Raw genomic sequence first — 15,232 nt, 5'->3', positions numbered from 1 at the left:
CCCGTCGGGCTCGGCACGGCGGCCGGCGCCGGCCGTGGCGGCGCTCACCCACCGCGGCACCCGCCCGGCGCGCGCCGGGGAGGGTCCGCGGGCTATGTTTGGGACGAACGCCCAGGAAGTACGCAGGCCGCGCCAGCCCGCGCATCGGTACCGGTCTAGTTCACGTAACGTCCGCGTAACGGAACCGGTGAAGACTGGACCGCTAGGCCGTGCGCCGGCTGGGCCGGTCCGAACAGAGTGTGCGAGGGGTTGAGGTGGACCGTCAGCAGGAGTTCGTGCTCCGCACGCTGGAAGAGCGTGACATCCGTTTCGTCCGGTTGTGGTTCACCGACGTGCTCGGCACGCTGAAGAGCGTCTCGGTGGCCCCGGCCGAGCTGGAGGCGGCCTTCGACGAGGGGATCGGCTTCGACGGCTCCGCCATCGAGGGCTTCGCCCGGGTCTTCGAGTCGGACATGGTCGCGATGCCCGACCCCACCACCTTCCAGGTCTTCCCGTTCGAGGGCGGCGTCTCCGGCGAGAGCGCCCGGATGTTCTGCGACATCCTGCTCCCCGACGGCAGCCCCTCCTGGGCCGACCCGCGGCACGTGCTGCGCCGGGCGCTGTCCCGGGCCGCCGAGAAGGGCTTCACCTTCTACACCCACCCCGAGATCGAGTTCTTCCTGCTGGAGAACGGCCCCAACGACGGCTCGCTGCCGGTCCCGGTCGACTCCGGCGGCTACTTCGAGCACACCACCCACGCGGTGGCCCGGGACTTCCGCCGGCAGGCCGTGCTGGCGCTGGAGCGGATCGGCATCTCGGTGGAGTTCAGCCACCACGAGGTCGCGCCCGGCCAGCAGGAGATCGACCTGCGCTACGCCGACGCGCTCACCACGGCCGACAACATCATGACCTTCCGGCACATGGTCAAGGAGGTCGCCCTCTCCACCGGGGTACGGGCCAGCTTCATGCCCAAGCCCTTCACCGACCAGCCGGGCAGCGGGATGCACACCCACCTGTCGCTCTTCGAGGGGGAGCGCAACGCCTTCCACGACGCCAGTGACCCGATGAAGCTCTCCAAGGTCGGCAAGGCGTTCATCGCCGGCCTGCTGGTGCACGCCCGGGAATACACCGCGGTCACCAACCAGTGGGTCAACTCCTACAAGCGGCTCTTCCCGCAGGCGCTGCCGGACCGGATCACCGAGTCCCCGGCGTACGTCTGCTGGGGGCACCTGAACCGCTCCGCGCTGGTCCGGGTGCCGGCGTACGGCAAGCCGAACTCGGCCCGGGTGGAGGTCCGCTCACCCGACTCGGCGACCAACCCCTACCTGGCGTTCGCGGTGCTGCTCGGCGCCGGCCTCAAGGGGATCGAGGAGGGCTACGAGCTGCCGCCGGGCGCCGAGGACGACGTCTGGTCGCTCTCCAACGCCGAGCGCAAGGCGATGGGGTACGAGTCGCTGCCGGAGAACCTCGCCGAGGCGATCGACGTGATGTCCGGCTCGGAACTGGTCGCCGAGGTGCTCGGCGAGCACGTCTTCGACTTCTTCCTGCGCAACAAGCGCGCCGAGTGGGAGCAGTACCGCCGCGAGGTCACCCCGTACGAGCGGCAGCGCTACCTGGGTCTGCTCTAGGCCGGGCCCGGCACCGTCGTGCCGGCCGGCTCGGGGTGCCGGGCCGCGCGCCGACGAGACGCGCGACCCGGTGGCCCGGAGTGCCGCCCCGGGACTACTTGCCGGCCGGGGTGTCCGACTCGGCGCCGTCGGCCGGCGCGTCGGCCGGGCCGCCGTGCTTCGGGCCACCCGCACCGGGCCCGCCGCCCCAGGCCGGGAAGACCCCCGACTCCGCCGCCGCGATGACGGCGTCGGCCTGCTCCCGGGTCAGCTTGCCGTCCGAGACCGCCTGGTCGAGCCGTTCCTTCAGCATGGCCTGCCGGTCGGCCTTCGACCGCGCGTCCGGCCTGCCCTTGCCCCGCTGCTCGGCCCGGTCCTTCCACTCGGCCCGGTGCTGCTCCTTGATCTTCGCCAGCGCCGTCTCGACCCTCTCCTGAGGCACGCCCAGTTCCTCGGCGAGCTGCTCGGCGAGCCTGCCGCGCTGCTCCGCCAGGCGCTTGTCGTGCCCGGGCGCGGTCTGGTCACGCTCGGCCGAGGTCGACGGGGTCGGGGCGGGTGTCGCGTCCTCCGCGAACGCCACGGCCGGAGCCGCCAGCCCCACCGTGAGTACTCCGGCGGCCAGCAGACCGCCGACGACCCTCTTCCGGGAAAGCAGAGTGCCCATGCTGTGGATTACCTCCTCGGGTGCGTACGCCAACCTGGCGCGTACCGGTACCAGTCCCTCAGATTGCGGCAGCACGCTGGACCGCACCCCGGAAGGACCTGTCAGCCGGCTGGCAATCCGGGTGCCCGCTGGCAGTCGGCTGAGAATCGTCGTCGGAGCGCGGGGAGCTTCCCGACCTTCCGCCGTCACCTGCGGCGGTAGCCGCCCCCTGCGTCGGTTGTCCGCCGACGCCGCGCCTGTACCCGACGCCGCCCGGACCGTCCACTCTGGGGCGATTGTCGGTCCTGACGGAACCGGCGGTTACGGGCGGCCGTCCCGATGCCCGGCCCCATATGCTCTTCGCGCCCGCCCGGTCCGCCCCGCGCACCGGCGCGGCACCGTGTCGGTCGGGTCGTGACGCCACCGGCCGACCCGCACACCGATCAGCTCCCCGGGACGACATCGCCGGGGCCGGTCGCTGTGGCAGCTCGGTGACCGGCGTGGAAGGGGACAGATGGCGGATCGGTCGGTCCGGTGGTCACGGCGGACGACACTGACGCTCTTCGGAGCCGGCGCGTTCGCCTCGCTCGGCACCGCCGGGGCGTACGGCGTCCTCAAGGCCCGTGGGGCGGTGAAGCCCACCGGCACGGGTAGCTGGGGCGGCTCGGTGCCGGCCCCGGCCGGTGCGTCCGGCACGCCCACCGCCGCCCCGTCGACCGACCCCTACTATCCCGGTGACGCGGAGCCCGGCCCGGTCGAGGCGCCCCCGCGCCGCGCCTCGGGTGCCGGACAGTCCGCGGTCGCCCGGGAGAACTCCCGGCCCGGCGCCGCCGGGTTCAGCATCGAGCGCCACCGGTTTGGCGACGACGTGCGCAACCAGATCGCCGGCTACACCTCGTCGAGCGGGGTGGAGATCGGTGCGGAACTGGGCTTCCACGTCTCGGTCGCACCGGCGCAGTCCTACCGGATCGAGGTCTACCGGCTGGGCCACTACGGCGGGCTCGGCGGACGACTCGTCGCGACGAGCCCGTGGCTCACCGGTCGCCGGCAGCCGCCGCCGAAGGTGTCGACGGAGACCGGGATGGTGCACTGCGACTGGCCGGTCGACTGGCGCCTGCGGGTGGGCCGGGACTGGGTCAGCGGTTTCTACCTGGCGCTGCTGACCAACGCCGACGGCTGGTGCCGGTGGGTCCCGTTCGTGGTCCGTGACCCGGGACGGCTGGCGGCCGGGCTGGTCGTCGTCCCGACCAGCACCTACCAGGCGTACAACATGTGGCCGGACGACGGGCGTACCGGCACCAGCCTCTACAACGGATTCGACCCGGCCGGTCGGCGCGACTCCGAGCTGCGGGCCACCGCCGTCTGCCACGACCGGCCCTACCGGGGCAGCGGAATTCCGAGTCAGAGCCGGCACGACATCGGCTTCGTGCAGTGGCTCGAACAGCACGGCTACGACGTCGCCTACGCCACCAGCGAGGACCTGCACACCGGCCGGGTCGACCCGCGACGGTACTGGGCGGCGGTCTTCTGTGGACACGACGAGTACTGGTCCGTCGAGATGCGCCGGCTGGCCGCCGCCGCCCGGGACGCCGGGACGAGCCTCGTCTTCCTCGCCGCCAACAACTGCTACTGGCGCGTCCGGTACGCCGGCCCGGAGAGCCGCTCGGCGGAACGGGTGATCGACTGTGCCAAGAGCCTGCCCCCGTACGACGGTGAGGTCCCGTTGACGACCCGGTGGCGCAACGCGGGCAGCCCGGAGCAGGAACTCCTCGGCGGGCAGTACGTCAGCATCGTGGACGGGCAGGCGCCGCTCGTGGTCCGGGACAGCCGGCACTGGTTCTGGGCCGGTACCGAACTGCGCGACGGCGACCGCATCCCCCGGGTGGTGTACGGCGAGGCGGACCGGGTGCAGCCGGCGCTGCGCACTCCCCGGGCCACCGACCGGGTCCTGCTCGCCGACTCCCCGTACCGGCGCCGGGGGCGGGCCTACCAGCAACAGACCTCGCTCTACCAGGCACAGTCCGGGGCCTGGGTCTTCGACGCGGGCTCGCTGGGCTGGACCCGGGCCCTCTACGCCAGCGGCTTCGTCGACGCCCGGCTACAGCGGGCGACCCGCAACCTGCTCGACCGCGTACTGCGCCCGCCGGGCTGAGCGCTGCGCCGGGCTGAGCGCTGCGCCGGGCTGGGCGCTGCGCCGGGCGCTTGGTGAGCGGCTCAGCGTACGGCGGAGGTCACGGTCAGGGTGCCGGCGTCCGCGTCCATCGTCGCCGGTACGCCCACCGGCACGGTGAGCTGCCCGACCCCGTGCCCGATCGGCAGCCCGCCCAGCACCGGCACCCCGAGATCGCCGAGCCGCTCGGCCAGCACCTCCGCCACCCCGACCGCCCAGCCGTCCGCGCAGTCGGTGAACTGGCCCACCGCCACCCCGGCCACCCCGGCCAGCGCACCGGACCGGCGCAGGTGGGTGAGCATCCGGTCGACCTTGTACGGCGGCTCCCCGACATCCTCGACCAGCAGGATCGCGCCGGTCAGGTCCGGCATGTCCGGGGTACCGAGGGAGTGCGTGAGCAGGCAGAGGTTGCCGCCGAGCAGCGGCCCGGTGGCCGTACCGGGCGCCAGCACCGCCGCGGTCTCCTCGGTCGGCAGCCGGTGCACCACCACCGGCTCGGGGCACATCAGCGCGGTGCGCAGCGACTCGGCCGAGACCGGCGGGGTCCGCTCGTCCAGCCAGGCCGCCCCCGGGCCGTGCACGGTGGCCAGCCGGGCGCCGCGCCAGAGCGCGAGTTGCAGTGCGGTGATGTCGGAGAACCCGGCCACCACCTTCGGATCGCGGCGCACCGCCGACATGTCGATCGCGTCGACCACCCGCTGCGCGCCGTAGCCACCCCGGGTGCAGAGCACGCCCCGCACCGCCGGGTCGGCGAAGGCCGCGTTGAGGTCGGCGGCGCGCAGCGCGTCGTCTCCGGCGAGGTAGCCGCGCCGGGCGTACGCGTTCGGGGCGAGGACGGGACGAAGGCCCCAACCAGTGAGCAGTTCCATCCCCCGGGCGACCCGTTCCGGCCGGGTCGGCCCGGACGGCGACACCAGCAGCACCGTGTCGCCGGTCCGCAGCGCCGGTGGTCGCACCGCCTGGTCGTCGGGCACCCCGCCTCCTCGATCGTCGGCCCCGAGCCTATCGGTGGCCGCCGGGGGCACCGGATAGCCTCGACACCGTGGCAACCGAGACCGGAACCGAGAGCGACACCGGCAGCGCGGGCGGCGCCGCGACAGCGCTGGTGATCGAGAACGACCCGACGGACGACGCCCGCCGGCTGGGGGAGTGGCTCACCGAGGCCGGCCTCGACCTGGCGGTGCTCCGGCCGTACGCCGGGGACGCGCTCCCCGAGGACCTCACCGGGTACGCCGCGCTCGTCGTACTCGGCGGCTACCAGCATCCGTATCCGGGACCCGACGGCAGCCCGGGGGCGCCCTGGTTCCCGGCCCTGGAGGGGCTGCTCCGCAAGGCGGTCCGGCACCGGGTGCCGACCCTGGCGATCTGCCTCGGCGCCCAACTGCTGGCCACCGCGCACGCCGGTACGGTGCAGCGCAGCGCGGCCGGGCCGGAGGTCGGGCCGAGCGTCGTCGGCAAGCGGGACGCCGCCGAGCACGACCCGCTGTTCCGGTACGTGCCGATGATCCCGGACGTGCTCCAGTGGCACGTCGACGAGATCACCGAGCTGCCGCAGGGCGCCACCCTGCTGGCCGCCTCGACCCGCTATCCGCACCAGGCGTTCCGGCTCGGCGACCGGGCCTGGGGGCTCCAGTTCCACATCGAGTGCGACGCCGAGATGATCGCCGACTGGGCGACCGACTCGGCGACCCTGGCCGCGCTGGACTACGACCCGGAGCTGGTGGTGGCCGCCTGCGCGGAGGTGCTGACCGACGTGGAGGAGGTGTGGCAGCCGTTCGCCGCCCGGTTCGCCGCGCTGGCCCAGGGCCGGCTCGACGGCGCGCCGTCCCGGCCCACCCTGCCGCTGCTCGGGCACTAAGGGGGTAGCGCCGATGACCGAGACCGGGATCCGCCGCCGATGAGCAGACCGACCAGCGCGTCCGGCCGGCTCACCCGGCTCGCCCGGTACGGCTTCGGGGTGGGCGACGGGGAGCGGGCCGGCGGCAACGGCGTGGGCCGGGCCGCCGAGCTGCTCGGGCCGGACGGGCTCGGGCTCTGGGACCCGGAGACCCAGGAGCCGGTCGACGCCCCGGCCGGCGAACTGCTCACCGCGCTCTCCCGGACCGCCGATCCGGACCTCACGCTGCGCCAGCTGCACCGGATCGTCGAGGCGGAACGCCGGTCCGCCGCCCCGGCCACCGGCGTCGCCCCGGCCACCGGCGTCGCCCCGGCCACCGGCGACGGCGCGGGAACCGGCGACGAGGCGGGAAGCGGCGACGGGGCGGGAAGCGGCGACGGGGCGGAGAGCCTGCTCGCCGCCCTGCACGCCGATCCCGGGCTGCGTCGGCGGATGCTCGCGATCCTCGGCGCCTCGTCGGCGCTCGGCGACCATCTGGTGGCCAACCCGGAGCAGTGGCGGGCGCTGCGTACCGGGGTCGACGGGGTGGCGCCGAACGCCGACGGGCTGCTGCACCCGGACGCCACCGGGCCGCACGACGGCTCGGGAGCGCTGCCGGCGGTGGCGGCGCTGCGCCAGGCGTACCGGCTGGCCCTGCTGCGGATCGCGGCGGCCGACCTGACCGGCGGGCGCGGCCTGGAGCAGACCATGGTGGCGCTCTCGGCGCTGGCCGACGCCACCCTGGCCGACGCGTACGGCATCGCGGTCGGCGAGCTGCCCGAGGGGACCCCGGTGCCCCGGCTGGCGGTGGTGGCGATGGGCAAGTGCGGCGGCAACGAGCTGAACTACGTCTCCGACGTCGACGTCATCTTCGTGGCCGCCACCGACGAGGACCTGCCGGCCGGCACCCAGGTGGCGACCCGGATGATCGAGATCTGCGGGCTGGTGGCCTGGCCGGTCGACGCCGCGCTGCGGCCGGAGGGGAACCGGGGGCCGCTGGTGCGTACCCTCGCCAGCCACCTCGCGTACTACCGCCGCTGGGCCCGGACCTGGGAGTTCCAGGCGCTGCTCAAGGCCCGCCCGGCGGCCGGGGACGTCGAACTGGCCCAGGAGTGGATCGACGCCCTCGCCCCGCTGGTGTGGCGGGCGGCGGAGCGGCCGGAGGCGGTCGAGGACGTCCGGGCGATGCGTCGCAAGATCATCGACAACATCCCGCCGCGCGAGCTGGAACGGGAGATCAAGCGCGGGCCGGGCGGGCTGCGCGACATCGAGTTCGCGGTGCAGCTCCTCCAGCTCGTACACGGCCGGGTCGACGAGTCGCTGCGGGCCCCGGGCACCATCCCGGCGCTGCGGGCGCTGGTCGCCGGCGGCTACGTCGGGCGGGCCGACGGGGAGGCGCTGCTGCGCGGGTACCGCTTCCTCCGGGGGGTCGAGCACCGGCTCCAGTTGCAGGCGCTGCGGCGTACCCACACCGTGCCGGCGGACCGTCCCGCGCTGCGCTGGCTCGCGCACGCCCTCGGCTACACCGCGCTGCCCGGCCGGGACGCCGTCGAGGCGTTCCGGGCCGACTGGGTCGGCCACGCCACCGAGGTACGCCGGCTGCACGCCAAACTCCTCTACCGCCCGCTGCTGGAGGCGGTCGCCCGGGTACCCGCCGACGGGCTGCGGCTGACCCCGGAGGCGGCCCGGAACCGGCTGGAGATCCTCGGGTTCGCCGACCCGACCCGGGCGCTGCGGCACCTGGAGGCGCTGACCGGCGGGGTGACCCGGACGTCGGCGATCCAGCGCACCCTGCTGCCGGTGCTGCTCCAGGAGTTCGCCGACGCACCCGAACCCGACCGGGGGCTGCTCAACTACCGCCAGGTCTCCGACAAGCTCGGCGGCACCCCGTGGTATCTGCGGCTGCTCCGCGACGAGGGGCCGGTGGCCCGCCGGCTGGCCCGTACCCTGGCGGTCTCCCGCTACGTCGCCGACCTGCTGGCCCGGGACCCGGAGGCGCTCCGGCTGCTCGCCGACGACACCGAGCTGACCCCCCGGGACGCCGAGGTGCTGCGCGACGGTTTCACCGCCGCCGCCGACCGCTACCTCGTCGGTCGGGGGCCGACGCCCGCCGACCCGGCCGAGGCGATCCGGGCGGTCCGGGCGCTGCGCGGCCGGGAACTGGTCCGGATCGCCTGCGCGGACGTGCTGTACCGGGCGGGTTCGCTGGCGCCGGCCGGCCCGACCGGGGTGGCCGCGACCCTCACCCCGGAACCGGCCCCGGCCGGCGTCGTCGGCGACTCCGACGTGCTCACCGTCGGCGCGGCACTCTCCGCCGTCACCGACGCCACCCTGCGGGCGGCGCTGCGGGTGGCCCGGGCGACCCAGCCGGAGCTGCCCGGCCTGCGCTTCGCGGTGATCGGGGTGGGCCGGCTCGGCGGGTACGAGATGAACTACCTCTCCGACGCCGACGTGCTCTTCGTCTACGACCCGCCGCCCGGGGTGGCCGACGACGCGGCCAGCGCGGCGGCCCGGGCGATCGCCGAGGAGCTGCGCCGGCTGCTCGGCATGCCGGCCGTCGACCCGCCGCTCGGGGTCGACGCCGACCTGCGCCCGGAGGGGCGGCAAGGGCCGCTGGTCCGCAGCCTCGGCGCGTACGCGCAGTACTACGCCCGCTGGTCGAAGGTCTGGGAGGCGCAGGCGCTGCTGCGGGCCCGGCACGTCTGCGGCGACGCCGACCTCGGGCGCGAGTTCGAGGCGGTCGCCGACCCGGTGCGCTATCCGGAGCGGGGACTGAGCCGGGAGCAGGTGGTGGAGATCCGCCGGATCAAGGCCCGGGTGGAGACCGAACGGCTGCCCCGGGGCGCCGACCCGGCCACGCACACCAAACTGGGCCGGGGCGGGCTGGCCGACGTGGAGTGGGCCGTGCAACTCACCCAGCTCCGGCACGCCGGCCGGCTGCCCGAGCTGCGCTGCACGCGTACCCTCGACGCGCTGGCCGCCGCCCGGGAGGCCGGGGTGATCGACGGCGCCGACGCCGCCGCGATGGCCACCGGGTGGAGCATGGCCGCCCAGGTACGCAACGCGCTGATGCTGGTCCGCGGCCGGGCCGGCGACCAGTTGCCCCGGCACGGCGTGGAACTGGCCGGCGTGGTACGCCTGCTCGGCGGCGACGACCCGGGCGAGTTCCTGGACCACTACCTGCGGACGGCGCGGCGGTGCCGGGCGGCGGCGGAGCGCGTGCTGAATGCCTGACCGGCGCCGCGTCCCGACGGTCCTCTCCGGCGCGGTCGGCCTGGCCGGCGTGCTGGCGGTCGCCTTCCTGCTCGCCCCGCCGCTCGGCACCGACCTCTCCGCCCAGGTCGCCCGGGCTAACTTCTTCGGCCGGCACGGATCCGCCGTCCTCGACCTCGGCTGGTACGCGGGCATCTCCCCGTACGGCTACAGCCTCTTCACGCCGCCGCTGATGCACTGGCTCGGCGCCGACGCGCTCGGCCCCCGGCTGGCCGGCGCGCTCGCGCTGCTCGGCTCGGCGGCGGCGCTGGCGTTGCTGATGGTGCGTACCGGTGCCCGTCGGCCGCTGCTCGGCAGCCTGCTCGGCGCCGCCTGTGTGGCCGGCAACCTGGTCTCCGGCCGGATCACCTATGCGATCGGGGTCGCCTTCGGGCTGCTCGCCCTGCTGCTGCTGACCAGCACACTCCGGCCGGCGGTGCGGTGGACGGCGGCCGGGGCAGCGGCGGCACTGGCCGGCGCGGCGAGCCCGGTGGCCGGTCTCTTCGTCGGCCTCGCCGGAGTCGCGCTGGCGCTCGCGGCGTCCCTCCCCGCACCGCCGACCGGCGACGCCGGGGAGAGCCGGGACCGGTGGCGGCCGGGCCTGGTCGACGGGACGGTCCTGGCGGTGGGCGCCGGGGTGCCGGTGGCGGTGCTCGGTCTCGGCTTCGGCGCGGGCGGCTGGATGAACATCAGCCTCACCGACACGGTCACCTCGGCGCTGGCGAGTGCGCTGGTCGCGCTCCTGGTGCCGAGGCGGGTACTGCGGATCGGCGCGGTGCTGGCCACCCTCGGGGTGCTGGCGGCGTTCGCGGTCCGGACACCGGTCGGGCTGAACGCCACCCGGCTGGCCGCGATGTTCGCGCTGCCGGTGCTGGCCGGCTACGCGACGCTGCCGCCCGGCCCAGCCCGGGGCTGGCCCGGACGGGGGACCGGCTCGGCCCGGGGCTGGTTGCGACGGGGGACCGGATCGGCCCGGGGCTGGTCTCGGCGGGCGACCGGATTCGCGCTGGCCGCGATCGTGGTGCTGGTCGCCGTCGTGGAGCCGCCGGTCTCCGTGGCGGACCTGCGCGCGGCCGGGGACCCGACGGCGTCCCGGAGCTACTTCGCACCGCTGCTGACCGAGCTGGCCGGCCGGCCGCCCGGCCGGATCGAGGTGGTGCCGACGGCGAACTACTGGGAGGCGGCGTACGTGCCGGAGGCCGCGCCGCTGGCCCGGGGCTGGCTGCGCCAGGCCGACCAGGCGCACAACCGGCTCTTCCTGGACGGCAGCGTCGACGCGGAGTCGTACGGCCACTGGCTGCGGGACAACGGCGTGGCGTACGTCGCCCTGGCCGGTGCCGAGCCGTCCTGGGTCGGCCGCCGGGAGGCGGAACTGATCCGGGGCGGGCTGCCGTACCTGACCCCGGTCTGGCAGCACCCGGACTGGACCCTGTACGCGGTGACCGGCGCCCCCTCCGTGGTGCAGGCGCTCGGCGCGGGGGCGGTCGGGCCGGGTGGGGGCGACCCGCCGGACGGCGCCGAGGGGGCGGGTCCGGGTACCCCGGGTGCCGAACTGGTGCGGGCCACCTCGGTGGAGTTGACGGTCGACGTACCGGCCGCCGGGGAGACCCTGGTCCGGCTCCGCTGGTCGAGGTGGCTGCGGGTCGAGGGTGGCCGGGACGCCTGCCTGGCCCCGTACGCCGACTGGACCGTGCTCCGGGTGACGCGCCCCGGCCGGTACTCGATCACGGGGAGCCTGACCGGCGCCGGTCCGCGCTGTCCGGGGTGACCGGAGCGGCGGGACTGCCGTGGTCGAGCCCGACGCGTCGTTGCCGGAGGGCGGCATCGGGTGGCGGTACTATCTCTCTGTCCATTTGCTCCCGGTCTTGAATGAAAGGCACTTTTGGTGAACCTCATTCGGGATGATTCGGCCGGGCACCCGCACGACGACCCCGCCGACTACCAGGCACCGACCGTGCGCCGGCTGGGCACGCTGGCCGAGCTGACCCGGGGCGGCACCGTCGGCCCCGACGACGGGCTCGGCGGCGCGGGTGACGAGGGATCGGTGTGACGGGGGTCGGTGTGACCGGCACCGGAGCGCCGTACCCGCAGCGGGCCTGATGCTCCGGTTGCGCGGCGCGGGCCGCCGCTTCGGCCGCCGTACCGTCTTCGCCGACCTCGACCTCGACCTGCCCGCCGGGGTGCGGCTGCTGGTCGTCGGCGGCAACGGGTCCGGCAAGACCACCCTGCTGCGCTGCCTCGCCGGCACGCTGGCCCTGAGCGCGGGCCGGGCCACCGTGGCCGGCCACCCGGTCGGCTCGCCGGCCGCCCGGCACCTGGTCGGGGTCGGCCTCGCCACCGACCTCGGCCTCTACGAGCAGCTCACCGCCCGCGACAACCTGATGCTGGTCGCCCGGCTCCGGCTGCCGGTGCCGGACCGGTCCGCCGAGGTGCGCCGGCTGGAGGGTGAGCTGGGCGTCGACACCTTCTCCGGTACGCCGATCCGGCACTGCTCCACCGGAATGCGCGCCCGGGTGACGATCGCCCGCGCCCTGCTCGGCGATCCGAAGCTGCTGCTCCTGGACGAGCCCGGCCGCTCCCTCGACGACCGGGCCCGGGAGCTGCTCTGGGCCACCCTCGACCGCCGTCCCCGGCTCGGCTGCGTGATCGCCTCGCCGCACGACACCGACCGGGACCGCTGCGACCGCCTGCTCACCCTCACCGCCCCGCGATGACCGGCACCCTGCGCACCGACGCCCCGGTCGGCGACACCGCGACGGTCACCGCCGCTCGCCGCGGGAGCACCGGGCCACGCGCCGTGGCCGCGCTCGTCGTACGCGACCTCGGCGGGCGACGGCTCGTCCGGCTGCCGCTCCTGCTCGACCTCACCTTCGGCATCGTCAACCTGCTGGTCTTCCTCTTCATCTCCCGGCTGCTCGGCCAACCCGACGGCACCGCTGAGCAGTCCGCCGCGACGGGTCTGGCCGGCGCCGCGAGCTACTTCGACTTCGTCGCGATCGGCATCACCTTCATGCTGGTCCTCCAGTCGGCCGCCACCCAGCTCACCGCCCGGATCGCGGCGGAGCAGCGCGGCGGCACCCTGGAGATGCTGGCCGCCCAACCGGTACCGGTCTGGGCGCTCGCGCTGGGCGTCGCCGGTTACCCGTTCGTCTTCGCCCTGCTCCGGGCCGGCTTCTATCTGCTGGTGCTGAGCCTGCTGCTCGGGCTGCGAACCGACCGGGCCGACTGGCTCGGGGTGGTGCTGCTGCTCGGGCTCGGCGGCACGGCGGTGCTCGGCATCGGCGTCGCGCTGATGGCGGTCTCGGTGGCGGTCGGGCACGGCGGCACCGTCGCCCGGCTGCTCGTCGTCGGGCTCTCCTTCGTCTCCGGTACCTACTTCCCGACCGCCGCGCTGCCGGCCGAACTGCACCCGCTCGTCGCCGTACTGCCGACCCGGCTCGCCCTGGACGGGCTGCGCGCGGCGATCGCCGGCGAGGAGTGGGGGAGTAGCGCACTGGCGCTGCTCGGGACCACCGTCGTACTGCTGCCGGCCGCGATCTGCACGTTCGGCCTGGCCCTGCGCTCGGCCCGCAGCCGGGGGACGCTGACCCGTGGCTGATCCTCCCGCCTCCCGGCTGACCCGACGCGAGATCGCCTCCGGGGTGGTGCTCGGGCACGTACCGGAGCCGCCGGCACACCGGACCGGGCCGGCCCGCTGGTCGCTCGGCTGGACGCCGCCGGAGACCGCACCGGTCCCGGAGCGTGCCGTGACCCCGCTCGGCGCTCTCGAACAGGCGGTGCTGCCCGCGCTGCGCCGACCGCCGTGCGTGGTCAGCTTCTCCGGCGGGCTGGACTCATCACTCGTGCTCGCCGTCGCGCTCCGGGTCGCCCGCCGGGAGGGTCTGCCGCATCCGGTACCGGTCACCTGGCGGTTCACCGGGGCACCCCGGGCCGACGAGTCGCGGTGGCAGGACCGGGTCGTCCAGGCGCTGGGCATCGGGGACTGGCAACTGCTCCAGGCCGACGACGACCTCGACCTGGTCGGGCCGACGGCGGGGCGGCTGCTGCGCCGGCACGGCCTGCGGCACCCGGCCAACCTGCACCTGCACCTGCCCATCGTCGAGCTGGCGACCGGCGGGTCGATGCTCACCGGTGCCGGCGGGGACCAGGTGCTCGGCGGCTGGCGCCGGGCACGCCCCGGCCCGCTGCGGGTACGGCTGCGCCGGGGCGCCGGCCAGTTCCGGGCCGTACTGCGGATGCGCCGACCGGGCCCGGAGATGTTCCCCTGGCTGCGGCCGGAGGTGTCGGCGGAGATCCACCGCGCCTTCCGGGCGGAACGGCGCCGGGAACCGCGCCGGCTCGACCGGCGGATCGCCTGGCACGTCCGTCGGCGTGACCTCGGGCTGACCTGCGCCAGCCTGGCCGCGCTCGGCGCCGCGCACGGCGTGGCGGTGGTGAATCCACTGCTCGACCCGGGGTTCCTGACCACCCTGACCGGACCGGACGGCCGGCGCCGGTGCCCGCCCCGGGACCGGCTGGTCGCCGAGATCGCCGCCGGGCTGCTGCCGGAGGTGGTCACCGCGCCCCGGCCGAAGGCCCGTTTCCTGGAGGTCTTCCTCCGGGGGCCGACCCGCCGGTTCGTCCAGCGCTGGGACGGCAGCGGCGTCGACGAGGAACTCGTCGACGTGGCGGCGCTGCGCACGCTCTGGTCCCGGTGGCCGATCCCCGGTGGCACGGCGGGACTGGTCCAGGAGGTGTGGCTCGCCTCCAGTTCCGGCGGCGGCGAGTCCGGCCGGCCAGCCGTGCCCCGGCCCTCCGGACCGGAGCCGCGCCGATGACCGGGACGGCGGAGCCGGTCTACCGGGTCGCGCCGGCCGGTACGGCGTGGCGGCGGGCCGGCGACGAGATCGTCGTACTCGACACCACCAGCTCCGTCTATTTCGGACTCGACCGGTCCGGTGCGCTGCTCTGGAGCCGGCTGGTCGACGGGGCCACCAGCACCGAACTGGTCGCCGCGCTGACCGCCGACACCCCGGTCCCGGCGGAGCGGGCCGTCGCGGACGTCCGGCGCTTCCTCGACGCCCTGCTGCACCACGGCCTGATTCAGCCCACGTGACCGCCGCGGCCGGTCTCCGCCTTCTCCGCTGCCGCCGAAGTCTCGGCGCCGCCGGCCGGCAGCCACTCCGGTTCCGTTCCCTCCGACAGTTCGCGGCCGTCGGCGGGCAGCCGCCCCGGTTCCGTTCCCCCCGACAGTTCACGGTCGCCGGCCGGCAGCCGCTCCGGTTCCGCTCCCTCCGACAGTTCGCCGTCGTCGGCGGGCAGCCACTCCGGCGGCGGTGGGCGGTGCAGGACCTCGACCAGCCCGTGCCGGTGCCGGTCGGGTTCGCCGTCGAGCCAGGCGTGCGCCCGGAACCCGCTGCTCGGCGCGGTCACCCCGATCACCAGCGTCCGGGGAGTCCGGCGGGCGGCGTACCAGCGTTGCCGTACGAGTGCGCGTTCCAGGCAACTCGCCCCGAGCCGGTGCAGTACGCCGGAGACCACCGTCCGGTCGACGTCGGCGGTGGGCGGTGGGGCCGGCAGGCGTACGCCGTCCATGCCGGCCCTGCGCAGCTGCCGGCGTACCCGACGCCAGGCCCGTACCGTCCACAGTGCCGTCCGGAGCCCGCCCAGTCCCCGGCGCCGGGCCAGCCGGAGCAGTGCGGACACCGCTCGACCCGACACCCGGA

The 15,232-nt window shown here is 75.5% G+C and carries 13 protein-coding genes; 10 read left to right on the top strand and 3 right to left on the bottom strand.

The genetic code is table 11. The features are described 5' to 3' along the window. Window positions 1-254 precede the first annotated feature (254 nt). Window positions 255-1,607 carry a type I glutamate--ammonia ligase gene (glnA, locus tag C6361_RS33550; protein WP_107261696.1) on the top strand — a complete coding sequence of 451 codons (1,353 nt, stop codon included), beginning with the start codon at window positions 255-257 and terminating at the stop codon, window positions 1,605-1,607. 94 nt (window positions 1,608-1,701) lie between these two features. Here glnA and C6361_RS33545 read toward each other — a convergent pair whose 3' ends face one another. Then, window positions 1,702-2,250, bottom strand: coding sequence for a hypothetical protein (locus C6361_RS33545; protein WP_107271339.1), 549 nt, complete (start codon window positions 2,248-2,250; stop codon window positions 1,702-1,704). Window positions 2,251-2,743: 493 nt separating this feature from the next. Here C6361_RS33545 and C6361_RS33540 point away from each other — a divergent pair, with 493 nt between their 5' ends. Then, window positions 2,744-4,381 (top strand): N,N-dimethylformamidase beta subunit family domain-containing protein, encoded by a 1,638-nt coding sequence (locus C6361_RS33540; protein ID WP_107270189.1) that lies wholly within the window; start codon window positions 2,744-2,746, stop codon window positions 4,379-4,381. Between the two features lie 62 nt (window positions 4,382-4,443). Here the strand turns inward: C6361_RS33540 and C6361_RS33535 are convergent, their stop codons facing one another. After that, window positions 4,444-5,373 carry an LD-carboxypeptidase gene (locus C6361_RS33535; protein ID WP_107270187.1) on the bottom strand — a complete coding sequence of 310 codons (930 nt, stop codon included), beginning with the start codon at window positions 5,371-5,373 and terminating at the stop codon, window positions 4,444-4,446. A gap of 68 nt (window positions 5,374-5,441) precedes the next feature. On the opposite strand from C6361_RS33535, the gene C6361_RS33530 reads away from it, so the two are divergent. From C6361_RS33530 to C6361_RS33495, 8 genes are all read left to right on the top strand, one after another. Beyond that, the gene (locus tag C6361_RS33530; RefSeq protein WP_107261688.1) at window positions 5,442-6,257 is read left to right on the top strand and encodes a type 1 glutamine amidotransferase; all 816 of its coding nucleotides are present in this window, start codon (window positions 5,442-5,444) and stop codon (window positions 6,255-6,257) included. A gap of 39 nt (window positions 6,258-6,296) precedes the next feature. After that, window positions 6,297-9,509, top strand: a complete 3,213-nt coding sequence (locus C6361_RS33525) for a bifunctional [glutamine synthetase] adenylyltransferase/[glutamine synthetase]-adenylyl-L-tyrosine phosphorylase (RefSeq protein ID WP_107270186.1) — start codon at window positions 6,297-6,299, stop codon at window positions 9,507-9,509. Continuing rightward, complete coding sequence (locus C6361_RS33520; protein ID WP_107270184.1) at window positions 9,502-11,295, top strand: hypothetical protein; 1,794 nt, start codon at window positions 9,502-9,504, stop codon at window positions 11,293-11,295. Before C6361_RS33525 ends, C6361_RS33520 begins: the two co-directional genes overlap by 8 nt. Before the next feature lie 117 nt (window positions 11,296-11,412). Next, window positions 11,413-11,577, top strand: coding sequence for a lasso RiPP family leader peptide-containing protein (locus C6361_RS33515; protein ID WP_159079600.1), 165 nt, complete (start codon window positions 11,413-11,415; stop codon window positions 11,575-11,577). A 49-nt stretch (window positions 11,578-11,626) separates the two neighbouring features. Next, window positions 11,627-12,241, top strand: coding sequence for an ATP-binding cassette domain-containing protein (locus tag C6361_RS33510; protein ID WP_107270183.1), 615 nt, complete (start codon window positions 11,627-11,629; stop codon window positions 12,239-12,241). Beyond that, a complete protein-coding gene (locus C6361_RS33505) occupies window positions 12,238-13,125 on the top strand; it encodes an ABC transporter permease (RefSeq protein WP_107270181.1) in 888 nt (295 codons plus the stop codon). Before C6361_RS33510 ends, C6361_RS33505 begins: the two co-directional genes overlap by 4 nt. Continuing rightward, window positions 13,118-14,344: an asparagine synthase-related protein gene (locus C6361_RS33500; protein ID WP_107261674.1), complete on the top strand. Its 1,227-nt coding sequence runs from the start codon at window positions 13,118-13,120 to the stop codon at window positions 14,342-14,344. Before C6361_RS33505 ends, C6361_RS33500 begins: the two co-directional genes overlap by 8 nt. Next, window positions 14,341-14,622: a PqqD family protein gene (locus tag C6361_RS33495; RefSeq protein WP_107270180.1), complete on the top strand. Its 282-nt coding sequence runs from the start codon at window positions 14,341-14,343 to the stop codon at window positions 14,620-14,622. The genes C6361_RS33500 and C6361_RS33495 overlap by 4 nt, the downstream gene beginning before the upstream one ends. On the opposite strand, the gene C6361_RS33490 is transcribed toward C6361_RS33495, so the two are convergent. Further along, window positions 14,610-15,212 carry a lasso peptide biosynthesis B2 protein gene (locus tag C6361_RS33490; RefSeq protein ID WP_159079599.1) on the bottom strand — a complete coding sequence of 201 codons (603 nt, stop codon included), beginning with the start codon at window positions 15,210-15,212 and terminating at the stop codon, window positions 14,610-14,612. The two genes, C6361_RS33495 and C6361_RS33490, sit on opposite strands and share 13 nt — an antisense overlap. Between the last annotated feature and the right edge of the window lie 20 nt (window positions 15,213-15,232).

Source organism: Plantactinospora sp. BC1 (genome assembly GCF_003030345.1).
GTDB lineage: Bacteria > Actinomycetota > Actinomycetes > Mycobacteriales > Micromonosporaceae > Plantactinospora.
This window is presented reverse-complemented; position numbering and strand designations above follow the sequence as displayed.

Bases quoted from the DNA above. Each gene is read 5' to 3' on its own strand.
- C6361_RS33520 (WP_107270184.1), top strand. From the start codon at position 9,502: ATGCCTGACCGGCGCCGCGTCCCGACGGTCCTCTCCGGCGCGGTCGGC.
- C6361_RS33510 (WP_107270183.1), top strand. From the start codon at position 11,627: ATGCTCCGGTTGCGCGGCGCGGGCCGCCGCTTCGGCCGCCGTACCGTC.
- C6361_RS33525 (WP_107270186.1), top strand. From the start codon at position 6,297: ATGAGCAGACCGACCAGCGCGTCCGGCCGGCTCACCCGGCTCGCCCGG.
- C6361_RS33540 (WP_107270189.1), top strand. From the start codon at position 2,744: ATGGCGGATCGGTCGGTCCGGTGGTCACGGCGGACGACACTGACGCTC.
- C6361_RS33495 (WP_107270180.1), top strand. From the start codon at position 14,341: ATGACCGGGACGGCGGAGCCGGTCTACCGGGTCGCGCCGGCCGGTACG.
- C6361_RS33505 (WP_107270181.1), top strand. From the start codon at position 12,238: ATGACCGGCACCCTGCGCACCGACGCCCCGGTCGGCGACACCGCGACG.
- C6361_RS33545 (WP_107271339.1), bottom strand. From the start codon at position 2,250: ATGGGCACTCTGCTTTCCCGGAAGAGGGTCGTCGGCGGTCTGCTGGCC.